General features: G+C 71.0%; 22 protein-coding genes. 12 read left to right on the top strand and 10 right to left on the bottom strand.

Translation table 11 applies throughout. The annotated features are described in order from the left end of the window. Positions 1-144: 144 nt before the first annotated feature. Together purD and ACQE3L_RS12525 are read left to right on the top strand one after the other, a co-directional pair. Positions 145-1,434, top strand: a complete 1,290-nt coding sequence (gene purD, locus ACQE3L_RS12530; RefSeq protein ID WP_426964179.1) for a phosphoribosylamine--glycine ligase — start codon at positions 145-147, stop codon at positions 1,432-1,434. A gap of 212 nt (positions 1,435-1,646) precedes the next feature. After that, positions 1,647-2,264 (top strand): acyltransferase, encoded by a 618-nt coding sequence (locus ACQE3L_RS12525; RefSeq protein WP_426964178.1) that lies wholly within the window; start codon positions 1,647-1,649, stop codon positions 2,262-2,264. Here the strand turns inward: ACQE3L_RS12525 and ACQE3L_RS12520 are convergent, their stop codons facing one another. Together ACQE3L_RS12520 and dacZ are read right to left on the bottom strand one after the other, a co-directional pair. Next, a complete protein-coding gene (locus ACQE3L_RS12520; RefSeq protein WP_426964177.1) occupies positions 2,265-3,086 on the bottom strand; it encodes a mechanosensitive ion channel family protein in 822 nt (273 codons plus the stop codon). Then, the gene (dacZ, locus tag ACQE3L_RS12515) at positions 3,086-3,895 is read right to left on the bottom strand and encodes a diadenylate cyclase DacZ (protein WP_426964175.1); all 810 of its coding nucleotides are present in this window, start codon (positions 3,893-3,895) and stop codon (positions 3,086-3,088) included. The genes ACQE3L_RS12520 and dacZ overlap by 1 nt, the downstream gene beginning before the upstream one ends. A 173-nt stretch (positions 3,896-4,068) precedes the next feature. Here dacZ and ACQE3L_RS12510 point away from each other — a divergent pair, with 173 nt between their 5' ends. Next, positions 4,069-5,334 (top strand): M20 family metallo-hydrolase, encoded by a 1,266-nt coding sequence (locus tag ACQE3L_RS12510; RefSeq protein WP_426964174.1) that lies wholly within the window; start codon positions 4,069-4,071, stop codon positions 5,332-5,334. A 20-nt stretch (positions 5,335-5,354) separates the two neighbouring features. Here the strand turns inward: ACQE3L_RS12510 and ACQE3L_RS12505 are convergent, their stop codons facing one another. After that, on the bottom strand, positions 5,355-6,554 hold the full coding sequence (locus ACQE3L_RS12505; protein WP_426964173.1) for an MFS transporter: 1,200 nt from the start codon (positions 6,552-6,554) through the stop codon (positions 5,355-5,357). A 177-nt stretch (positions 6,555-6,731) separates the two neighbouring features. Between ACQE3L_RS12505 and ACQE3L_RS12500 the strand changes: the two genes are divergently transcribed. The 3 genes from ACQE3L_RS12500 to ACQE3L_RS12490 all read left to right on the top strand — a co-directional run bounded on the left by ACQE3L_RS12500 (position 6,732) and on the right by ACQE3L_RS12490 (position 8,439). Further along, positions 6,732-7,646, top strand: a complete 915-nt coding sequence (locus tag ACQE3L_RS12500; protein ID WP_426964277.1) for a mechanosensitive ion channel family protein — start codon at positions 6,732-6,734, stop codon at positions 7,644-7,646. A 73-nt stretch (positions 7,647-7,719) separates the two neighbouring features. Continuing rightward, positions 7,720-8,004, top strand: coding sequence for a winged helix-turn-helix domain-containing protein (locus ACQE3L_RS12495; RefSeq protein WP_426964276.1), 285 nt, complete (start codon positions 7,720-7,722; stop codon positions 8,002-8,004). Positions 8,005-8,133: 129 nt separating this feature from the next. After that, the gene (locus ACQE3L_RS12490) at positions 8,134-8,439 is read left to right on the top strand and encodes a DUF8036 family membrane protein (protein ID WP_426964172.1); all 306 of its coding nucleotides are present in this window, start codon (positions 8,134-8,136) and stop codon (positions 8,437-8,439) included. A gap of 985 nt (positions 8,440-9,424) precedes the next feature. Here the strand turns inward: ACQE3L_RS12490 and ACQE3L_RS12485 are convergent. Next, entirely contained in the window at positions 9,425-11,758 is a 2,334-nt protein-coding gene (locus tag ACQE3L_RS12485; protein WP_426964171.1) for an ATP-dependent DNA helicase, read from the bottom strand. A 75-nt stretch (positions 11,759-11,833) separates the two neighbouring features. Further along, the gene (locus ACQE3L_RS12480) at positions 11,834-12,220 is read right to left on the bottom strand and encodes a hypothetical protein (RefSeq protein WP_426964169.1); all 387 of its coding nucleotides are present in this window, start codon (positions 12,218-12,220) and stop codon (positions 11,834-11,836) included. Positions 12,221-12,310: 90 nt separating this feature from the next. Here ACQE3L_RS12480 and ACQE3L_RS12475 point away from each other — a divergent pair, with 90 nt between their 5' ends. The 3 genes from ACQE3L_RS12475 to moaC all read left to right on the top strand — a co-directional run bounded on the left by ACQE3L_RS12475 (position 12,311) and on the right by moaC (position 14,890). Next, a complete protein-coding gene (locus ACQE3L_RS12475) occupies positions 12,311-12,796 on the top strand; it encodes a thioredoxin family protein (RefSeq protein ID WP_426964168.1) in 486 nt (161 codons plus the stop codon). A 98-nt stretch (positions 12,797-12,894) separates the two neighbouring features. Further along, positions 12,895-14,352: an NAD(P)H-hydrate dehydratase gene (locus tag ACQE3L_RS12470; protein ID WP_426964167.1), complete on the top strand. Its 1,458-nt coding sequence runs from the start codon at positions 12,895-12,897 to the stop codon at positions 14,350-14,352. Next, complete coding sequence (gene moaC / locus ACQE3L_RS12465) at positions 14,345-14,890, top strand: cyclic pyranopterin monophosphate synthase MoaC (protein WP_426964166.1); 546 nt, start codon at positions 14,345-14,347, stop codon at positions 14,888-14,890. The genes ACQE3L_RS12470 and moaC overlap by 8 nt, the downstream gene beginning before the upstream one ends. Before the next feature lie 42 nt (positions 14,891-14,932). On the opposite strand, the gene hflX is transcribed toward moaC, so the two are convergent. The 3 genes from hflX to ACQE3L_RS12450 all read right to left on the bottom strand — a co-directional run bounded on the left by hflX (position 14,933) and on the right by ACQE3L_RS12450 (position 17,420). Beyond that, positions 14,933-16,246, bottom strand: coding sequence for a GTPase HflX (gene hflX, locus ACQE3L_RS12460; protein ID WP_426964164.1), 1,314 nt, complete (start codon positions 16,244-16,246; stop codon positions 14,933-14,935). After that, positions 16,243-16,599, bottom strand: a complete 357-nt coding sequence (locus tag ACQE3L_RS12455; RefSeq protein ID WP_426964163.1) for a DUF2209 family protein — start codon at positions 16,597-16,599, stop codon at positions 16,243-16,245. Before ACQE3L_RS12455 ends, hflX begins: the two co-directional genes overlap by 4 nt. A gap of 95 nt (positions 16,600-16,694) precedes the next feature. Next, entirely contained in the window at positions 16,695-17,420 is a 726-nt protein-coding gene (locus tag ACQE3L_RS12450) for a ribosome assembly factor SBDS (RefSeq protein WP_426964161.1), read from the bottom strand. 124 nt (positions 17,421-17,544) lie between these two features. Between ACQE3L_RS12450 and ACQE3L_RS12445 the strand changes: the two genes are divergently transcribed. Then, positions 17,545-18,204, top strand: a complete 660-nt coding sequence (locus ACQE3L_RS12445; RefSeq protein ID WP_426964159.1) for an O-methyltransferase — start codon at positions 17,545-17,547, stop codon at positions 18,202-18,204. 36 nt (positions 18,205-18,240) lie between these two features. Here the strand turns inward: ACQE3L_RS12445 and ACQE3L_RS12440 are convergent, their stop codons facing one another. Together ACQE3L_RS12440 and ACQE3L_RS12435 are read right to left on the bottom strand one after the other, a co-directional pair. Continuing rightward, positions 18,241-19,041 carry a creatininase family protein gene (locus tag ACQE3L_RS12440; RefSeq protein WP_426964158.1) on the bottom strand — a complete coding sequence of 267 codons (801 nt, stop codon included), beginning with the start codon at positions 19,039-19,041 and terminating at the stop codon, positions 18,241-18,243. A gap of 111 nt (positions 19,042-19,152) precedes the next feature. Beyond that, entirely contained in the window at positions 19,153-20,790 is a 1,638-nt protein-coding gene (locus tag ACQE3L_RS12435; RefSeq protein WP_426964157.1) for a spermidine synthase, read from the bottom strand. A 127-nt stretch (positions 20,791-20,917) separates the two neighbouring features. On the opposite strand from ACQE3L_RS12435, the gene ACQE3L_RS12430 reads away from it, so the two are divergent. Together ACQE3L_RS12430 and ACQE3L_RS12425 are read left to right on the top strand one after the other, a co-directional pair. Beyond that, positions 20,918-21,325: a nascent polypeptide-associated complex protein gene (locus ACQE3L_RS12430; protein ID WP_426964155.1), complete on the top strand. Its 408-nt coding sequence runs from the start codon at positions 20,918-20,920 to the stop codon at positions 21,323-21,325. Beyond that, entirely contained in the window at positions 21,322-22,062 is a 741-nt protein-coding gene (locus ACQE3L_RS12425) for a methyltransferase domain-containing protein (RefSeq protein ID WP_426964154.1), read from the top strand. Before ACQE3L_RS12430 ends, ACQE3L_RS12425 begins: the two co-directional genes overlap by 4 nt.

Here is a 22,062-nt window from a genome sequence, read left to right as displayed (position 1 = left end):
GGCCACGTACGAAAAGGCGGCCCTCCGCGCCGAGGGCGGCGGCCGTGATGGATCGACCGCCGTGGCGGATTATGAACAAGTATGTGCCCATATTCGTCCGTTTCAAGAGTAACGTTTACACTCTCGTGTGCAAACGTCCCGACCATGACCGAGACCGTCCTGTTGGTCGGCGGCGGCGGCCGCGAGCACGCGATCGCCCGTGCGCTGGCGGACGACTGCGAGCTGTGCGCCTGCGCGAGCAACGTGAACCCGGGCATCGCTGATCTGGCCGCATCGTTCGAGACGATCGAGGAGACGGACGCCGACGGGATCGTCGCGTTCGCGGAGTCGGTGGCGGCGGACCTGGCGGTCGTCGGCCCGGAGTCCGCGCTGGCGGCGGGCGTCGCGGACGCGCTCGACGACGCCGGCGTGTACACCTTCGGCCCGCGCGAGGCCGAGGCCCGCATCGAGACGGACAAGGCCTATCAGCGGCGGTTCATGGCCGAGGAGGGGATCCCCGGCTGCCCGGACTTCGAGACGTTCGACGACATGGCGGCCGCCTGCGACTACATCGACGCCTACGACGGCGACCTCGCGGTCAAACCGGCGGGCCTCACCGGCGGCAAGGGCGTGAAGGTGATCGGCGACCAGGTGACCGCCGCCGAGGCGAAGGCGTACCTCCGCGAGTCCGACTACGACCGTGTCGTGTTGGAGGAGCGGCTGGTCGGCGAGGAGTTCACCGTACAGGCGTTCGTCGCGAACGGCGAGGTGCGGACGACGCCCGCGGTGCAGGACCACAAGCGCGCCTACGAGGGCGACGAGGGGCCGAACACCGGCGGCATGGGGTCGTACTCGGACACGACGATGCACCTACCGTTCATGGACCCGGGCGACTACGAGGACGCCGCCGAGGTGATCGAGGCGGTCGTCGACGCGCTGCCCGACTACAAGGGCGTCCTCTACGGCCAGTTCATGCTGACTGACGAGGGGCCGAAGGTCGTGGAGTTCAACGCGCGCTTCGGCGACCCCGAGGCCATGAACACGCTGCCGGTGCTGGAGACGCCGTTCCTCGACGTGCTCACGGCCGCGCGCTCGGGCGAGTCGCTCCCGGAGCTGACCTTCTCCGGCGAGGCGACCGTCTGCAAGTACGCGGTGCCCGACGGCTACCCGACGGACCCCGACGCCGGCGCGCGCATCGAGGTGGACGAGGAGAGCGTGGGCGACGCGCTGCTGTTCTACGCCAGCGTGGACGCGCGCGAGGACGGCCTCTACACGACGACCTCGCGGGCGTTCGCGGTCGTCGGACTCGGCGACTCCATCGCGGCCGCGGAGGCGGACGCGGAGGCGGCGCTTTCGGTCGCCGGCGACCGGGTCCGGATCCGACACGACATCGGCAAGCCGGACCTGCTCGACCGGCGCGTCGAGCACATGGCGGAGATCCGTGGCGGAGAGTAGCGAGCCTGCGGCTGGGGGAAGGAAATAGGGCGAACAGGCGACGCGTGGGACCGCACGCTCCGGCCCGTCTAGCCGGACGCCCCTCGACCGCGGCGGCGCGTCGCGCACCCGTCTCGACCGCCGCGGACCCGCTTCAGGTCACGGGGCGAGTGGCGCGGCATTCCTTTTGAACCCTCGTGAGCCTTTTAGCGGCGTCCCGCGAACGGGGACGCGTGAGCGACGCGGACAACACGGTCGACGACACCGGGACCACCGACGACGGCCCGGACGCGGCCGACGGCGGGGGGAACAGGGGGCAGCGCCGCGACCGGCTCGACAGACACGGAACGCCCGGGCCGCGGAACTCGCTGTGGTCGTGGCCGAGCGCGAAGTCCCCGCTCGTCGTGATGCGGAACTACGTGATCATCGTCCTCGCCCGGATCTGCCCGAGTCTCCGGCTCAAGAACCGCCTGCTGAGCGCCATCGGCGTGACCGTCGGCGAGGGCGTCGCGTGGGGGTTAGAGTCCACGCCGGACGTGTTCTGGCCCGAGCGGATCACCGTCGGCGACGACGCCATCGTCGGCTACGACGCGACGCTGCTGTGTCACGAGTTCCTGCAGGACGAGTACCGACTCGGCGACGTGGTGCTGGAGGACCGCGCGATGGTCGGTGCCGGCGCGGTGGTGCTTCCGGGCGTGACGGTCGGCGAGGGCGCGCAGGTCGCCGCCAACTCGCTGGTCGCGTCGGACGTGCCGCCGGGCACGACGGTCGCCGGCGTCCCGGCCGAAGTCGTGTCGACCGCGGCGCCCGACGGCGGCGCGGACGCGAGCGACGACTCGCCGGAGGAGTGATCAGTCCCGGATCCGGACGATGCCGTCGCGGAAGACGGTGTGGTTCGGAACGATGTGCTCCTCGCCGTCGGTTTCGATGTGGGTGACGAACAGGTCCACCTCCTGTACGATGCCGCGGCGGCCGCCGACCTTCACCTCGTCGCCGATGCCGTACGGCTGCGTGAGCAGGAGGAAGATGCCGGAGGCCGCCGAGGCGAGAAGGTCCTTCGTCGCGAGCGCGGTGAGGACGACGACCGCGAACGCGTAGGCGGCCAGAAGCACGACGAGCGCGAGCGTCGCGACGCCGATCTGGCTCAACGCGATCAGGGCCGCGACGTAGACGATGCTGTACTTCGCGGCGGTCGGGAGGAAGCCGGTCTCCGGGAGCTTGACGCTCCGAAGCCGCTCGGCGACCCACAGCTCCACTTTGTCCCCGACGACGACGCCAACGATGAGGACGAGTGCCGCCACGAACAGGCGAGGAATGAACGTGGCCACGCCGGACCAGAAGAACTCCACGTAGCGGATCTCCGCGACCGTGAGCGCGACGATCACGGCAATTCCGAGGACGAAGTAGCCGGAGAGTTTGGCGATGATCGTCACCGTCGACGTGCCGAACTCCCGGGCGGTTCGCTCGAAGGCGGTTCCCTCGATCGCGTCCGGGACCCCCGCACGGACGAGCAGTCGGCGGTTGACCACCTGGACGAGGTAGCTCAGAACGAGCCCGACCGCGAAGACGAAAAGCGCCAGCCACACGTGCGGCGGCAGTACGTCGTACACGTCGGTGCCCGATATCTGGGCGAGTCCCGTGGCCGCGACCGGGGCGGACGCCGCGTCGACCATCAGTACTCCTCCGGATCGATCTCCAGAACCAGTCGTCCGCCCTTGAACGCCCGGACCAGCCCGTCGGACTCCGAGAGGACGATGGCGGTCGCGTTCGTGTCGCGGGTGATCGCGCCCGCGGCCATGTGGCGCGCGCCGAGCCCCTTCGGAATGTCGACGCCCTCCGCGGCCGGTTCGAGGTAGCGGTACGCCGAGACGAGCTTCCCGGAGTCGGAGACGACGAACGCCCCGTCGAGCCGCGAGAACTCCTTCAGCATCACGTTCACGATGGGGTCGCCGACGTGGACGTGGGACTTCTCGAACGGGTTGTACGAGAGCGGTCGGGACTTGTTCATCACCTTGCCCGCGTCGCCGACGACGAACAGCGCGCCGACGGGCTTGCCCTTCTGTCCCTTCTTGCCGAGTTCGACCGCGACCTCGAACACGTCCCGGATGACTCCGGGGTCCGCCCGGGAGTTGACGAACAGGTCGTAGATGCCGGACTCGTGGCTGTCGGTCGCGCGGACGCGAATGACCGAATCGGGGTCGCCGTCGAAGACGGAGACGGAGCAGACGACGGCGTCCCCCTCCTCGACGAGGTCCTGTTCGAGCGCTCCCTCGATGGCGAACTCGATCCGGTCGCGGACGTTGTCGAACTCCAGCGGGAGCTCGACGTACGTCTCGGCATCGACCGCGTTCTCGGGGGCGACGACGACCACCTCCTCGTCGAGGTCGGCGAGCCGCTCGTAAAACGAGCCGCTCGGCGAGAAGAGGAAGACTGCGTCGACATCGTCGACGACATCGTCGAGGAGGTCGGTGAGAGACGACATGATGGATAACGGTCACCGGCTGCGCTTAAAGGAGTTGTGTCGGCGTCGTGCGCCCGTCAGACGCTGGACGGAGTCCGGGCCGGTCCCACACCGGACGGATCCGAACCCGGCCGCTCCGTCTCGCGACGTGCCGCGACGGCAACGCCCTTGCCGGTCCCGGCCGAACGGCCGGTATGCACGACGCAGTGGACGCGGACCGGCTCCGCGCCGACATCGAGGCGAACGGCGTGTTCGGCGCCGTCGAGTACGAGGACCCCGAGAAGCGCGGCCGCACCGTCCGGACCGGAACCGAGGCGAACCGGAAGGCCCGCGACCGCCTCGTCGAGCGCATGGAGGACGCCGGCCTCGACGTGCGCGTCGACGCGGTCGGAAACGTCGCGGGCGAGTGGTGTCCTCCCTCCGCGGACCCCGACGCGGCGCCCGTCGCCTCCGGGAGCCACCTCGACTCGGTCCCGGAGGGCGGCATCTTCGACGGCCCGCTCGGGACCTACGCCGCGCTGGAGGCGGTCCGCGCGATGCAGGACGCCGGCGTCGAGCCCGACCGCCCGGTGCTGGTCGTCAACTTCACCGAGGAGGAGGGCCAGACGTTCGCGGACGGGCTCCTCGGTTCCTCGGTGGCGGTCGGCGAGCGCACGCCCGAGGAGGCGCTCGCGCTGGAGAACGACGCGGGCGAGACGCTCGGGGAGGCGCTCGAGCGCATCGGCTACGCCGGGGAGGGGACCCTCGACCCCCGGAGCTGGGAGGCGTTCTACGAGCTTCACATCGAACAGGACACCGCGCTGGAGGAGGCCGGCGCCGCCGCGGGCGTGGTGACGACGATCACCGGAATCACTCACTGCGAGGCGACGGTCGTCGGCGAGGCGAACCACGCGGGCGCGACCGCGATGGGCGACCGGACGGACGCGCTCGCGGCCGCGAGCGAACTGGTGCTGGAGGTGGAGTCCGCGGCCAACGCGGTCGTCGACGCCTCCAGCCCGACCGCGGTGGGGACCGTCGGTTCGCTCGACGTGTCGCCGAACGCCACCAACGTCGTTCCCGGGCGCGTCGACCTCGGGATCGACATCAGGGACGTGGAGTACCGCTCGATGGAGACGGTCGTGACCGCGGTCCGCGACGAACTCGCCCGGCTGGAGGCCGACCGCGGCGTCGAGACCGCCTTCGAGCGTCCGTTCGACCTGCACCCGACGCCGATGAGCGACCGGCTCCGCGAGGCGGCCCATCGGGCGGGGACCGCCGCGGGGCTGGAGACGATGGATATCCACTCGGGCGCGGCCCACGACACGATGCACGTCGCGGGCGTCACGGACGCGTCGCTGCTGTTCGCGCCCTCGCGGGACGGCGTCTCGCACAACCCTCGCGAGTGGACCGACTGGGACGACTGCGCGGACGCGACGCGCGTGCTGGCGGGCGCGATGGCGGAGGTCGCCGGCGCGGAGTGAGCCGAGGACGCGGTCCCGGCCTACGCCGAACCGGACGCCGGGGACCGGCGACGCGCGCGCCGCCGGAGCGCGACCACTGACGCGAGGCCGAGCGGGCCCGCGACCGCGAGCGTCGGCCACGCGAGGACGAAGCCGCCGGCGTCGAGCGCGGCCCCGAAAACGACCGGCGAGGCGACGGAGGGGAGGAACCCGACGAACGACTGCAACGACAGCGCCGCGCCCACCTGCTCGTCGTCGACGGCCTCGGTGACGAGCGTCGAGGCGGGCGCGCTGTCGACGCTGAGGAGCGTCCCGTGGACCAGGAGCACCGCCGCGAGCGCCCACAGGGGGAGCCAGTCGAGCCACCCGAGCGCGACGAGGATCGCGGTGCTTCCGAGCAGGCCGATCCCCACCGTGGTCGGGCGACCGATCCGGTCCGAGAGCGCGCCGCCGACGACGTTCCCGACCGCGCTCATCGCCGTGACGACGCCGACGAGCAGGCCGGCCAGCGACGCGGAGGCCCCGCCCGAGGCGAACGCGGGCGCCGCGAGCAGGAACGCCAAAAGCCAGTTCCGGACGCCGAACAGCTCCCAGGTGTGCCACGCGTAGGCGTTGACCGCGTGGAGGTACTCCCGGTTCCGGAGCAGCGAGAGGTCGATCCCCCGGCTCGTCGCCGAGCGTCCGGGCGCGTCGTCGAGGAGCCAGACGACGAGCGGCGCCACGAGGAGCCCGCCGAGGCTGGTGGCGACGACCGCGCTCTCCCATCCGGTCGCGGCGGCGATCCGCGAGGTGAGCACGAAGGAGACGCCGCTCGACAGCGAGAAGGTCCCGACGTAGATGCCGATGGCGCGGCCGCGCTCCGCGGCGGGGAACCAGTCGCTGAGCAGGCGCATCCCCGGCACGTAGACGGCGGACATGCAGACCCCGGCCAGGAACCGGAGCGCTGTGCCGGCGAGGAACCCCTCCGCGAGCAGGCCGAACGCGACGCCGAAGACGGCGGTCCCGGCCGCGCCGCCCGCGAGGACGTACCGCGGCGAGGAGGCGTCGGCCAGGCGGCCGAACGGGAGGATGCCGACGAGGTAGCCTGCCTGAAACGCGCCGAAGACGATCCCCGCCTGCGCGCCCGTGAGCCCCCAGTCCGCGGAGACCGTCGGGAGCACCGCCGAGTAGTTGTACCACACCAGTACCGGCAGGAACACGGCGATACAGGCGACGACCAGCGCGCGTGTCCGGTCGTTCACGGCGGGGCGTTGGCCGCCCCCCGTCGAAAGTCTCCCGGTGGCGGCACGGTGTGCGCCATCACCGGCCGCCCGGGAACGGCGGGACGGGCCACCGGCGACGCAACGGTTTTGTCGCTGCCCCGGAACGACCGAACCGTGAACCGCCTCGTTCCCGTCGGGTCCGTGGCCGCCGGCGCGCTGTGTGCGCTCGCGGCCGGCGTCGTCACCACGGCCGCGCCCGCGGCGACCCTGCCCGCGCTCGGCGGGTACGACATCGACGTCGCGGCCGCCAAGGTCCTGCTCGCCTCGGCGGTCGTGCTGGTCTGCTACGGCGCCTACCGACTCGCGCTCGGGCTGGCGCGGTCCTCGGGGAACAAGCGTCGCGCGCACAACGCGCGGAACGTGCTCCGCCTCCTCTTCGGCGCCGTCGGGGGCGTCGGCGTGCTCGCGGTCGCGACCCAGCAGTGGCTCGGCCTCCTCTTCTCGCTGGGGGTCGTCGGGTTCGCGATCACGTTCGCGCTCCAGCAACCCCTCCTGTCGCTGATTGCGTGGGTGTACATCACCGTCAAACAGCCCTACGGCGTCGGCGACCGCGTCCGGATCGGCGAGGCGAAGGGCGACGTGATCGAGGTGGATTTCCTCGTCACCACGCTGTGGGAGATAAACGGCGAACTCGTCTCCTCGAACCAGCCCTCCGGCCGCGTGGTGACGGTCCCCAACAGCGTCGTGCTCTCCTCGGAGGTGGTCAACTTCGGCGGGGGCGGCTCCCCGTACGTCTGGAACGAGATCGCGGTGCAGGTGGCCTACGAGACGGACCTGGACTTCGCGCGCGAGGTCATGCGCGAGGAGGCGACGGACCTGCTCGGCGAGGAGATGGCCCGCGGCATCGCCGCCTACCGTGAGGCGCTCGCCGACACCCCGGTGGAGTTGGAGGTCCACGACGGCCCCTCGGTGAACGTCACGCAGGGGGAGTCGTGGGTCGAACTCCGGCTGCGGTACCTCACCCACCCGCGACGCGGCCAGCGAGCCAAGAACCGGCTTTACGAGCGCGTGCTCGACCGGTTCAACGACCATCCCGACCGCGTGGCGTTCCCGGTGAGCCGGAACCGGTGACCGTCGCGGGGTCCCCCTCGGTCCGCCGCGCCCGTCGATGGAGTTAGGTGACGGCGGGCCGTCGACCGTGACGATGGAGGGGGTTCTCTGGTACGTGTTGACGGGTACGCGCGGCGGGCCGAACCGCGTGCGCCTGCTGCGGGCGCTCGAGGAGCGTCCCCGGAACGCGAACCAGTTGGCCGAGGACCTCGACCTGGACTACAAGACCGTCAGACACCACCTCGACGTGCTGATGGACAACGGGGTGGTCGAGACGAGCGGCGACGACTACGGCGCCGTCTACCTCCCGACGGGCCGCGCGCGAAACAACTGGGAGACCATCGAGGAGATCATGGAACAGGTGGACACGGATGGCTGACGACTGTACGGACCGCCGGGCGTGGACGACACCGCTCGCCGACGGAGCCGCTTCAGCGACCGTTTCGGGCGGTACTCGGAACGAATTTGGGAAAGTCGTTTTAAGCGGGGTCGCGCTAGGGAGGGTACGATGAGTCTCTGGTTCGACGTCGCCCGGGTCGCGGCCGGCGTCAACGTCCTCCTGCTCCTCGCGCTGATCGCGGTGTGGGGACGCAACTACCTCGAGTTCCGCACGAAGCACACGCTGGGACTCGCCGTGTTCGCCCTCCTGCTGCTGGCGGAGAACGCCCTCTCGCTGTACATCTACCTGGTCGACCCGATGCTCTCCGGCTGGTTCGCGACCGACGTGCCCGCCATCGCGTGGCGCGCGATGATGGCGCTCCACGTGCTGGAGACGGCCGCGCTCGCGTTCCTCGTCTGGATCACCTGGGACTGAGAACGGGTTTTCGAGAACCCGGCGAGGACGAGGCTTTTCTGTGGATCGCCTTCGGACGGCGTCAGGCCCATCGATAACGTCAGCCGACGCCCGCGATATCGACCCCGACGACCGGCGGGGCGATGCGCCGCACCCGGCGCGGTCGCGCTGCACTCACGGCGGGAGTCCTGCCCGATCCGCGAAAAACGTTCGTCCGCCGCGAGGCGGTGCTGATGCGGTCGGCGTGCGCCGCGGCGACCCTGTGTCGCCGCGACCGCGCGAGGTCGCCAGCGCGCTACTGCACGCTGGCTGCTCGAAAATCTCCGATTTTCGGTGGAGGGCGCGGGCCGGCCGCCTGCGGTGTCTCCGGCGCGCCACTGCACGCCGGAGGCCAGCGGGACGCGGTTTGTCCCGCGCTGCGGTTTCGCGGCCGGCCCGCGGCCGAGGTTGGGGAGGTGTGAGGCTGCGGTGCGGTCGCGGTGCGGTGCTGTGCGGGGTGGGACTGAAAGGGGCAGTCGGCTCGATCCCGCCCGGACGACGTAAGCACTCGCGCCGGGTGTTGCGGAGAGGCGCGAGCGCGCAGCGAGGGTCCCGCGAGGAACGAGCGGGACGACGGCAGTCGCAGCCCGGCAGCCCGCCACTGCAGGCAGCCCGGACCGTCTGCCGGAACCCGGCGGGTCGAGCCGGCTGGGGCTTTCTGGATGTTGCTGTCTAGAGCAGCATTTGTAGCAGATCCAGATCAGTCGTAGGGAGAGCCGGCTGGGGCTTTCTGGATGTTGCTGTCTAGAGCAGCATTTGTAGCAGATCCAGATCAGTCGTAGGGAGAGCCGGCTGGGGCTTTCTGGATGTTGCTGTCTAGAGCAGCAGGATCTGCGACAGAACCAGAAAACCCTCGCACGTCGTAGAGAGAGACGGCTGGGGCTTTCTGGGCGTTGCTGTCCGGAGCAGCAGGGGTTTCGACGGAAACGTCCCGTCCGACACCATGGTCACTACGCCCCGATCCACCTTATTCGTCCTCTTCGAACCGATCGAGAGCGAACGAGAGCATGTCCGGGCTCACCGGCTGGAACTCCTCGCGCTCGTGGGGCGGGAGGTACTCGCGGACCGCGTTCCACGAGTTCCGCGCGTAGCGGGCGTCCAGCAGGACGCGGACGCCGCGCTCCTCCGGCCCCCGGATCACTCGCCCCACGGCCTGCCGCGCCTTTCTGACCGCCGGCACCGTGAGCGCGGTCTCGAAGCCGTCGCCGAACCGGCGGTCGTAGGCAGCGACCACGGCACGCGTCCGCGGTCGGGCGGTGTTGATGATGGGGACGCCGCAGACCACGGCCGCCTCGAGGCGGTCGCCGCGGTAGTCGACGCCCTCGGTGAGCGTGCCCCGGAGGCTCGTCACCAGCACCTTCTCGCCGCCGGCGAAGAAGTCGTCCTTCAGCGACTCCGTGGCGCGGTCGCCGGAGGACTCGTCGAACAGCACCGGCTTGTCGAGGCGCTCGTCCAGCTCGCCGGCCATCCACTTCGCCTCGCGGTAGTTGGGCATCCCGACGAGGACGTTCCCCTCCCGTCCCGCGACCTCGGCGGTCGAGTCCACGTAGGCGGTCCGCGTCGGGTTCGCCTCGCCCGGCGCGCCGCGGTTGTCGTGGGTGAACTTCGGCGCGTCGACCGCGAAGCTCGCGCGGTTCTCCTCGGGGAACGTCAGCCCGTAGGTACGCTCGACGATGGGGCGGCCCGCCTCCGCGAGGTGGTCGAGCCCGGAGACCTCGCGGAACACGTCGAGCGGCTCCAGCGTCGCGCTCATCAGGACGCCGCCGCCGAACTCCCCGAGGCGCTCGCCGATGGCGCGGCTCGGCAGGCAGTTGTACAGCGCGAGCCGGGCGTTGAACGCCCGCCGCCAGCTCTCGGGCGGCTCGGTCTCGTCCCACGTGCGCTCCAGCTCGACGGCGCGGAAGAACGTCTCGTGGTCCTCGCGGTACCACGCGTTCAGCGTCCGGCCGACCCCCGGCGCGGCGCGCTGTTTGTCCTCGCCCTCCAGCTCGTCGAGCACGCGGGAGACGACCGCGCCGACCGCGCCGCACCTGGCCCAGACGCGGTCCTCGTACCCCTCGCGGTTCGCCCACGCCGTTATCTCGTCCTGCCCGGGCGTCTCGGGGTCCCGGAGGGGGAGCTCCGCGTCCTCGAGGTCCGCGAGGTGCGCGCGCCAACTGGGCGACTCGCGGTCGAGGTGCTCGACCACGCGCCGGTCCAGCTCCTCGCGGAGGTCGCGGTAGAACTCGCGGACGCGCTCGATCTCCGAGACCGTCACGTCGCTGTCGGCCAGCTCGCCGCGGACGAGGTCCGCGTCGTCGGTGTAGCTCCCCTCGTCGTCGAACTTCACGGGCTGGATGACGCGCGTGAGCTCGTTCTCCGCGTCGCGCAGGCTCGCGTCCGCGACGCGGTCGCTCACGAGGTCGCGGACGCGCGGTTCGAGCATGTGCGCCTCGTCGCAGACGACGAACGTCGAGTCGTCCAGCAGCGCGCCCGTGAACGTCTCCGTCGTCGTCGGGTCGAACGCGTGGTAGTAGTTGCCGATGACGACCTCCACCTCCGGCACGAGCGCGCCCATCACGGAGTGGGGACAGGAGCCGTGGCCGGCGGCGAGCTTCACGAGTTCGTCGGCGTCGATGTGGCCCTTCTCCGTCGGGTCGAACGGCACGGCCTCGGCCTGCTCGCCGTCCTCCGGCAGGTCGTCCAGGAAGCCGGCGTAGAAGGGACAGAACTCGGTGTCGCCGTACTCCTCGGTGTCGGGGCGGTAGGGGGTGGGCTCGCCGTCGACCGAGAGGTACTCCGCACCGCCGCCTGCGCTCCCGGAGTCCGCGAGTCCGACCTGTTGCGCGGTCGCCTCCGAGACGAGGTTCCCCGTGGTCGTCGGTCCGCCGTCGCCCACGAGGTTCCTGGTGCGCTCGCGGAGCCCCTCGCAGCGCTCGTAGACGTTCTCGCGGTCGACGCCGCCGCGGTTCTCGCGGGCGTACGGGCAGACGTCCGCCTTCCCGACGAGCGTCAGTCCCGAGACGGGCCGGTAGTCGTCGGGGAGGTTCGCGTTGATCGTCTCCAGGTCCGTCTCGAACTGGCGGAGCTGCTGTTTGACGCTCGTGAGGACGAACACGCGCTCGAAGGGCGAGTCGGGGTCGCGGACGCGGTCGATGCCAGCGGTGAGCGCGAGCATCGTCTTGCCGGTGCCGCAGGCGCCCTCCAGCGCCAGGAAGCCGCCCTCGTCGGCGGCGTCGATGGCGGCGTCGATGCCGTCGGCCTGCTCGGCGTACGGTTCGGGGTGGCCGAACACGTCGGTCCACGGCGGGGCGTCAGTCACTGCCCCGGGGTTGCGCCCCATCGGGTTTAAACTCTTCAGACCGGGCCGGTCGCGGCCGCCCGGGACCGCGACCCCTCACAGCAGGCTCTCGCCGAGCACGATGACCGAGAGGTTGTTCGCGAGCAGGAACAGGCCCGCGGCGACGAGGAGCCCCAGAAACGCCTCCGCGGCGACCATCAGGAAGCGCTGTTGGGGGCTGGGCGCCTCCTTGACGAGTTCCTGCAATCCGTAGAGCAAGAGGATGATGAGTCCCGCTGCCACGAGGTGGACCCCGGCCAGCACCGCGACCGGTTGGACCAGAAGCCACGCCATCAGGGGGTTCGACTCGTGTTCGACCCCGACGACCGCGACCGCGCCGAGCGACGTGAGCAGGTCGACCGATAGCAGCAGGAACGCCGCGACCCCGGCCCACCCCCAGTAGGCCTCGATCCAGGCGTCCAGGTCGCGGTCGTCGCGGCTCATGCCCGACCAACGTGTCCCTCCCCCGAAGGCGTTGCGCCGACCGCGCACGCGCGTCGAACCCTTATGTTCCCGAGGCGCGTATCCCGGTCCATGAGCGAACGGAGCGACGCGGGCGTCGGCGACGCGACCGCCGGCGACGCGAGCGACGACATCGAGGCGATCCGCGAGCGGAAGCTGCAGGAACTCCGCGAGAAGGCGGAGAAGGGCGAACTCGGCGAAGAGGCCGGAGAGGGCGGTCAGGACGCCGACGACCGAGCCGGCACGCCCGCGGAGCCGGTCGCGTTCACCGGCGGCTCGCTCGCGGAGGTCGCGGGCCGGTACGAGGTCGCCTTGGTCGACTTCTACGCCGACTGGTGCGGTCCCTGTCGGATGATGGAGGAGCCGCTGGAGCGGCTCGCCGCGAACACCGACGCCGCGGTGATAAAGGTCGACGCGGACCGGTATCAGGGGGTCTGTCGGCAGTACGGCGTGCAGGGACTGCCGACGATGCTGGTGTTCAAAAACGGCGAGCCCGCCGAGCGCCTCACGGGGGCACAGACCGAGGGCGCGCTCCGGAAGGCGGTCCACGGCGCGTAGCGGACGGCGGCCGACGACGCGCAGGACGACCGGGCCGCGAAAGCGGTGAGGAGTCCGCCGCCCCCACGCTTAATCCCGATGCCGGCGAAGCGTTCTCCATGATCACCGCAGACCGGATGGCCGCGGTCGACGCCAACGCGGCCGCGCTCGGGGTGCCGCGCAAGCAGTTGATGGAGTCGTCCGGCAACGCCGTCGCGCGCGAGGTGCGCGCACACGCCGAGCCGGGCGCGTCCGTGGCCCTCGTCTGCGGCCGCGGCAACAACGGCGGCGACGCCTTCGCCGCGGCCCGGTTTCTGTCCGACTTCGACGTGACCGTCCACCTGCTCGGCCGCCCGGAGTCGATCACGACCGACATCGCCCGCGAGAACTGGGACGCGCTTCTGGAGGCCGAGGTCGACGCGCGGACCGTCATGGACACGGCGGAGTTGGACCTCGGCGACCCGGACGTGGTCGTCGACGCGATGCTCGGCACCGGCGTGACCGGCGCGCTCCGCGAGCCGGAGCGCACCGCCGCGCGGCGGATCACCGACCTCGGCGACGCGGGCGCGACGGTCGTCGCGGTCGACGTGCCCTCGGGCGTCGACGCGGACACCGGGGACGTCGCCGCGAACGAGGCGGGCGAGCGCGTCGCCGTCCGCGCCGACCGCGTGGTGACGTTCCACGACGCGAAGCCGGGACTCCCGGAACTCGGCGTGCCCGTGACGGTCGCGGACATCGGCATCCCAGAGGCCGCGGAACTGTTCACCGGCCCGGGGGACCTGCTCGGCCTCGACCGCGATCCGCAGAGTCACAAGGGGGACCACGGCGAGGTCCTGGTGGTCGGCGGCGGTCCCTACACCGGCGCGCCGACGCTCGCGGCGCGGGCGGCGCTGCGCGCGGGGGCGGACCTCGTCCGCGTCGCCTGTCCCGAGTCCGTCGCCCGGGAGGTGCAGGGGTTCTCCGAGAACCTGATCGTGCACGGCTTCCCGGGCGAGACGCTCGCGCCGCCGCACCTCGACCGGATCGCGGACCTCGCGGCCGGACAGGACGCGGTCGTCTTCGGCCCCGGACTCGGCGACGCGGACGCCACCCTCTCGTTCGTCGAGCGCTTCCTCGGCGCCTACGAGGGCCGGGCGGTCGTCGACGCCGACGCGCTGCAGGTGGTCCCCGATGTCGACACCGACGCGACGCTCGTCTGTACCCCGCATCAGGGCGAACTCCGGCGGATGGGCGGTCCGAGTGCGGAGGACTGGCGCGAGCGCGCGGACCTGGTCCGGGAGTTCGCCGCGGAGCTCGGCCACACGCTCCTCGTGAAGGGCACCTACGACGTGATAACGGACGGCGAGGACCTGCGCGTCAACCGGACCGGGAACCCCGGCATGACCGTCGGCGGGACCGGCGACGTGCTCGCGGGCGCCGTGGGCGCGCTGGCGGCGACGCAGGGCCCGCTCGACGCGGCCGCGGTCGGCGCGTACGCCAACGGGCGCGCGGGCGACGCCGCGGTCGAGGAACGGGGGTACGGGCTCGTGGCGACGGACTTAATCGACCGGCTCCCGCAGGCACTCCGTAATGAGTGACGAGCGCGCGAGCGACGCCGGGACCGACGACGGGCACGCTGCCGATGCCGGCGACGACGCCGCCGACGACCTGACCCACACGACCGCCGAGGGCGACGTACAGATGGTCGACGTGGGCGAGAAGCCCGACACCGCGCGCCGGGCGGTCGCGCGCGGCGAGATCCGACTGACGGCGTCGACGGTCGAGGCCATCCGGGCCGACGCGGTGGAGAAAGGCGACGTGCTGGCGACCGCCCGCGTGGGCGCCGTGCAGGCGGTCAAACACACCTGGGAGACGATCCCGATGTGCCACCAGATCCCGATCACGAACGCCGACACCGACTTCGACGTGCGCGACGACCGCGTCGTCCTGGAGGTCGCGGTCGAGACGACCGGCAAGACCGGCTGCGAGATGGAGGCGCTGGAGGGCGTTTCCACGGGGCTCAACGTCGTCTGGGACATGGTGAAGGCGGCCGAGAAGGACGCGAGCGGGAACTACCCGGACACCCGGATCGCGGACGTGGAAGTGGTCGCGAAAGAGAAGCGCGAGTTGGAGTAGGCGGGTCGCGGGCGGACCCGCGGTCGGGGACGACCGACGACCTCAGGCGGACTCGGCCGGTTCGGCGGCGTCCAACTCCGCCGCCTTCGAGCGCGCCCGGGAGACGACCGTCGGCCGCGCGTCGAAGGTGACCGTCACCTGGTCGCCGGCGTACGCCTCCTCCTCGACGTGGCCGTGGTCGTGGATCCACGACACGACGCTCATCGCGTCGTCGGAGAGCGGGAGGACGAGCCGCTCGGTCCGCCACTCCGGCAGCTCGGCCTCGACGCGGTCGCGGAGGGCGGCGACGCCCTCGCCGGTCTTGGCGGAGACCGCTTCCGGGTTCGGTGCCAGCGCCGAGAGGGCGGCACGCTTCTCGTCGAGTTCCTCCTCCGTCAGGCGGTCGACCTTGTTGAACACCGTGACGACGGGCGCCTCGTTGCGCTCGTAGAGCGTGTCGTGACACGTCACGAGCTTCTCGCGCATCTCCTCGACCGGCTCGCTGGCGTCGACCACCAGCAGGACGAGGTCGGCGCGGTACACCGAGTCGAGCGTCGACTCGAACGACTCCACCAGCCAGTGGGGGAGGTCCGAGATGAACCCGACCGTGTCCGTCAGGAGCACGTCGCGGCGGTCCATCTCCGCGCGGCGCGTGGTCGTGCCGAGGGTGGTGAACAGATCGTCTTCGGACTCCGCGGTCGTCTCCAGGTCCGGGTGGCGGTCGACGTTCTCGTCCACGTCGAGTTCGGCCGCGAGCTGGCGCATCAGCGTCGACTTGCCGGCGTTCGTGTAGCCGGCGAGCGCGACGAGGTCGAAGCCGGACGCGCGGCGCTGCTCGCGGCGCTGCTGTTCCTTCTCCGCGATGGAGGCGAGTTCGTCGCGGATCTCCGAGATCTGTCGCTTGATGTCGCGCTCGACGCTCTCGTCGTACTCGCCGAGGCCCATGAATCCGGGGCGCTCGTCCCGCTTCGCGAGGGAGGCCTTCGCCTCGGCGCGCGGGAGTTCGTAGCGGAGCTCCGCGAGTTCGACCTGCAGTTGCGCCTTCCGGGTCTGTGCGCGCTGGCCGAAGATCTCGAGGATGAGGGTGAACCGGTCGACGACTTCCACGTCCTCGGGGAGTTCGCCGCCGATGTTGAACGTCTGGTAGGGGCCGACGTCGTTGTCGACGATGACGACCGAGGCCTCCGTCTCCTCGACGAGGGCGGCGAGTTCCGCGACCTTCCCCTCGCCGAACATATAGGCGGCGTCCTCCTCGCGGGTCTGGGAGAGGCGGCCGACGACCTCGTAGCCGGCGGCGCCGGCGAGCTGTTCGATCTCCGAGAGGTCCGCGGTCCCCGCGTCGACGCGCTTGGCGACGACTGCACGCTCCCCCGTCATAACAGGAGGTCGCGGGCGGCGTACGCGGCGTGGTGGGCTGCCTGCACTGTTTCACGCTCACCTATGCTCTCGACGTATTTAAACTCGGGCTGGAAGCTCAACCCGACCACGTCCGCCGGTTCCTCGTAGAACTCGCCGCGCTCGGAGACGATGGGGCCCTCGGGCGGTTCGGGGAGGTCGCCGACCGCCTCGGCGACGAGCGCGAGCGTCGCCTCCAGCGTCGGCCCCTCGCGGACGGTGGCGAAGCCCATCCCCTCGACGGAGCGGATCCGCGTGCTGTCGATCCGCGCGTGGACCGCGGCCGCGACCATCAGGTACTCGCCGTCCTCCTCGTGGCGGCCGCTGATGTCCACGCCGACGACTTCAGGAATGGGTCCGGGTCACCCCGTTGGCGCGTGCGGTTTCCGCGGACTCCCCGTCGGACGTGCGGTCGTCGCCGAGCACGGGATCACCGAGTGCTGAGTTCGTCCTTGTCCTTGATGACGCGCGCGTCGCCCTCGCCGGAAGTGAGCTCGTTGACCTTGTCGTAGAGCTCGTTCTGGAGCCCGGCGGGGAACGTGAGAACGCCCACCCACGAGCCGTCGTTCTGCCACTCCTCGCGCTCCAGATCGCCGAACTCGCGGATCTGCGCCTGGCCGGAACCGGCGTACTCCGGCGGGAGTCGCACCGCCATCGTCACCTCCTCGAAGCGGATGGGGATGACCGGCCGCAGGGCGTCGAGCGCGTCGTCGATCTGGTTTTCGACGGGCTCCATCGGGTCGACGGTGAAGCCGGCCTCCTCCAGCGCGCGCTCGATCCGCTCGGGCGGGTGCGGCGAGTTGTCCATCTGGGGGTTCACCGCGTTGCGCGTGATGGTGTTGATGAGCTGTTTCCGCTTCTGCTCCTGCATCTCCTCGCGCTGTTCGGCGGTGATCTGGATCTCCCCCTTGCGGATCACCTCGGGGATGATCGCCATCGGGTCGGTCGTGCCGAACACCTCTTCCAGGTCCTCCTCGGCGGGGCGGTCGCCGCGCGAGGCGTTCTCGAAGACGTCCTCGGCCGCGATCACGTCCTCCAGGTCGCCCTCGAACTCGTCGCGTTTGATCGCCAGCGCCGCGTCCGGGTCCACCAGCACCTCGAACCGCTCGCCGTGCGACTCGAGGCGCGCCGTCACCGCCTCGTCGAGTGAGATCATGTCTCCTGCTACCGCCCGCGGCCTTAAAAAGTCCACCGCGAGCGCGCGGCGACGGACGCCCGGTTCCGGCCGCGGGCGCACTCCGGCGGTCAGTTTTAACAGCACCGGCGCCGGAGCGCGACCCATGGACGTGCTCCCCGACCACACCGAACGCTTTCTCGCGGCGACCGCGCAGTCCCACACCGACGTGCAGGCGGAGATGGCCGACCTCGCGGCCGAGCAGGGGTTCCCGATCATCGGGCCGGCCGCGGGCGGGGTCCTCCGCACGCTCGCGCGACTGACCGACGCGGCGACCGTCTTCGAGTTCGGCTCCGGCTTCGGCTACTCCGCCTCCTGGTTCGTCCGCGGCGGCGCCGACCGCGTCGTCTGCACCGAGTTCGACGCCGACGAGGCCGAGGCGGGGGTAGACTTCATGGCCGCGGCGGGCTGGGACGACCGCGTGACGTTCGCGGTCGGCGACGCGCTGGAGACCGTCGCGGACTACGACGGCCCCTTCGACGCCGTCCTGATCGACAACGAGAAACACCGCTACGTCGAGGCGTTCGAGGCGACGAAACCCCGGCTCGCGGACGGCGGCGTCGTCGTCGCGGACAACATGCTGGAAGGGCCCATCGACCTGGGCGACCTGCTGGCGTACGTCGAAGAGGGCGTGTCGCTCCCGCCGGGAGACAAGGAGACGCGGGGGATCGCCGAGTATATCGACACCGTCCGCGCGGACGACGCCTTCGAGACCGTGCTGTTGCCGGTGGGCTCGGGCATCGCCGTCTCCACGCACGTCGGCTGAGGCGGTCCTTTTCGATCCGTGAGCTGCGGAGCCGACCTACCGCTCCCGGCGGCTCCCCGGTTGTGGGTCGACGTGCGGTTCCGGGAGCAGGTCCTCGATCCGCTGCGCGTCGAGCCACTCCAACAGCTGCACCAGCTGGTCCGCCGCGGCCTCGAACAGCTCCGCGGCCTTCTCGGGCGTCACGTCGGTCGGGTCGCCGAACGCGCCGTTCGGCGAGTTGTCGGCCGCGTCGTAGAACGTCCGCGCGCCGTGGACGACCGTCTCGGCGTCCCGCAGGTCGACGAGCCCCTCGTCGCGGGCCGCCTCGAGTTTCTCCTCCCGGACGAGGTCCGGCGCGATGTGGGTGATCATCGCGGTCTCCTTCGGGCCGGCGTGGGGCCCGTTGCGCTCGAAGAGGTCGTTCACGAGGCCCGGGATCGACTCGTCCCACATCCACTCGACCGCGTACACCTCGCCGTCCTCGTGGAGCCGGCGGCCGACCTCGCGGAGGTGCTCGACGTTGCCGCCGTGGGCGTTGACGTAGACGACGCGGTCGATCCCGTGGTACGCGAGGTTGCGCGTGAAGCTCTCGACGTAGTCGCGGAACTCTGGCGGGTCGACCCACATCGTCCCGTGGAACTGTCGGTGGTGCGGGCTGACGCCGATATTTATCGTCGGCGTCCGGAGGAAGCCCGTCCGGTCGGCCGCGGCCGCCGCGAGCGCCTCCGCGATCAGATGGTCGGTGGCCAGCGGCAGGTGCGGACCGTGCTGTTCGGTCGAGCCGAGCGGAACGACCGCGACCGACTCCTCGGCGACGTACGAGCCGAGTTCGGGCCACGTCCGATCTGCGAGGTACATATCGCCACCTCGACGCGCCGGGTGTTGAAACCGCGGGGTCCCGCCCCCGGTTCAGAAATGGCGCCGGGACCGACCGCGGGTTCAGAAATGGAAGCGGAACCGACCGCGGGTTCAGAAACGGCCGTCGGCAACGGCAACCGGGGCGAGGGAAGCCCGGTCGGCGACCCGCGGTCGCGGTGTCGACTGGTCGTCCTCATCGTCGGCTTCGCGCTCCTCGATCACGTACCGCTGGCCGACCATCGGTTCCAGCAGGGCGTCCACGGGGGCGTACTCGTCGGTCAGCACCGGCACGTCGCCGGGGTCCTCTTCGGCGCGGTAGTTGCGTATCTCCTCGGACAGGTCGATGCCGATCTCCCGGCGCTCGTTGCGCTCGCGGAGGGTCGCCTGGCTCACGCGGTCGCCGTCCTTCGTCGCGACGAGTTCGATGTTCTGGACCGCGCCGGGCCCGGCGGTCGGGAAGGCGTACACCTGCGGGAACACCTCGCTCATCGTCGCGTACTCGGCGCGGTAAAACCGCGAGGCGGGGCCGCTCGGCGCGGAGATCAGGTTCGCGACCAGGATCCCGTCCTCGGAGAGTCGGTCGCTCGTCAGGGCCATGAACTCCCGCGTGGTGAGGTGGAACGGCACCTTGTCCTTCTTGTAGGCGTCGAGGACGATCAGGTCGTAGGTGGTGTTCGTCTCGCGGAGGAACTCCCGGCCGTCGCCCTCGTGGATCCGGAGGTCCTCGGACTCCTCGACCGTGAAGTACTCCTTCGCCACGTCGACGACGGCCGGGTCGATCTCGACCACGTCGACGGTCGCGTCGTACTCCGCGGCGAACCGCTTCGGGCCGGAGAATCCGCCGCCGCCGACGAACAGCACGCGGTCGATCTCGTCGGGGTCGTCCGCGAACAGGTACGGCAGGTGGAAGTAGCGCGTGTAGTCGAAGACGTGTCGCGTCGGGTCCGAGCGGTCCATCGCGCTGTGGCGCTCGCCGTCGAGGTACAGCGTCCGCGTCTCGGCGCCGTCGACGACCTGCAGTTCCTGGTAGGCGGTCTCCTCCTCGTGGATCACCTGCCCGGCGGGGGAGACGCCGACCGACCCGCTTCCGAGCGCGGCCGCCAGTATCACCAGCGCGCCGGCGACGGACAGCACGGAGTCCCGAGACGGCGAGGGAGCCACCAGCAGGGCCGCGGTCGCGACGAGGAGGGCGCCGAACGCGAAGCCGATGGCGTCGACGCCGAGCGCGGGCACGAGGAGGTAGGTCGTCCCGAACGCGCCGACGATGCTGCCCACGGTGCCGAGCGCGTAGACGTGGCCCGAGGCCTCGCCGATACCGTCCTTGTCGAGCAGTTCGGCGCCGTAGGGGCTGATGAACCCGAGCAGGTACGTCGGCGGACCGAAAAGCAGCACGACAGCGGGCAGCGACGCCGCGCGACTCGGCAGCGGGAGCGGGACCGTCGACCGCACGAGCAGGTCGCCCGCGAACACCAGCAGCGCGACCCAGAGTGCGGTCCCGAGCAGGAGCCGCGCCAGTCCCGCGCTGCTCGCCTCCCGGGCCGCGAGCCGGCCGCCGCGGTAGTAGCCCGCGGCCAGCGCCGCGAGGAACACGCCGATGATCGTCCCCCAGGTGTAGATGCTGCTGCCGAACTGGGGCGCGACGACGCGGCCCGCGAGGATCTCCAGTCCCATGCTCGCGACGCCGGAGACGAACACGGCGACTTCCGGCTTGCTGACGTTTCGGAGGGGAGAAAACCCCGGGGATGCCATCGCCTGAGGTGACGGCCGGACGGTGTTAAGCGTTGTCTCGATTCACCGGCCGCGGAGGATGCCGGCTCCGAAGCCTCCGCAGCGCCCTTCGTCACCCTTTTTGTACCGTGCGGCCGAACGGACGCGTATGTTCGGAGGCGGCGGGATGAACCCGCGCAAGATGAAGCAGATGATGAAGCAGATGGGCATCGACGTGACCGAGATCGATGCCGAGGAGGTCGTCGTCCGCACGGACGAGGAGGACCTCGTCTTCGACGCCCCGCAGGTGACGCGCATGGACGCGCAGGGGCAGATGACCTACCAGATCGTCGGCGAACCGGAGAGCGTCGCGGCCGGCACCGGCGGCTCCGGGAGCGGCGGCCAGTCCGCCATCGAGGGCGGCGACGGGACGGACGACGAGGAGGGCGGCCTGGAGATCCCCGACGACGACGTCCACATCGTCGCCGAGCGAGCGGGCGTTCCCGAGGAGGACGCCATCGAGGCGCTGGAGGCCGAAGAGGGCGACCTCGCGGCCGCCATCGCGCGGCTGGAGTGACCGACGCCGCCTACCTGCTGGTCCACGCGGACCGGGAGTACCTGCTGGAACCGGGCGAGGAGTTCGGCACTGACCTCGGCGTGCTCGAGGTCCCCGAGGACGTGACGGCGGGCGACACCGTCGAGACCCACCTCGGGGAGACGTTCGAGGTCCGCGAGCTTCGCGGCCCCGACCTGTTCGACCACCTCGAACGCACCGGGGCACCGATGATGCCCCGCGACATCGGCCTGCTGATCGGGCACACCGGCGCCTCGGCAGGCGACCGCGTGCTCGACGCCGGCACCGGGACCGGCATCCTCTCGGCGCACCTCGGGCGCATCGGCGCCGACGTGACCACCTACGAGAAGGACCCCGACTTCGCCGACGTGGCCCGCGAGAACATGCGGATCGCGGGCGTCGAGGACCGCGTCGACGTGCACACCGGCGACCTCGCCGAGGAGGTCGACGCGCTGGCCGAGGGCGAGGGGTTCGACCTCCTGACGCTCGACACCGCGGACGCGCCCGCGGTCGTGGAGCGCGCGGCCGACCTGCTCGTCCCCGGCGGCTTTCTGGCCGTCTACTCGCCGTTCGTCGAGGGGACCCGCGACGCCGCGATCGCGGCCCGCGAGGCGGACCTCGAGGGCGTCGAGACGCTGGAGACAATCCAGCGCGAGATGGACTTCTCCGACCGCGGTTCCCGGCCGTCGACGGCCGGCGTGGGGCACACGGGCTACCTGCTTTTCGCCCGACGCCCCTGA

Origin of the sequence: Haloparvum alkalitolerans, from assembly GCF_050122995.1 — an archaeon.
In the GTDB taxonomy this organism is placed as follows: Archaea; Halobacteriota; Halobacteria; order Halobacteriales; family Haloferacaceae; genus Haloparvum; species Haloparvum alkalitolerans.
Note: the sequence above shows the minus strand (reverse complement) of the source record. Positions and strands in the feature narration are given on the sequence as shown.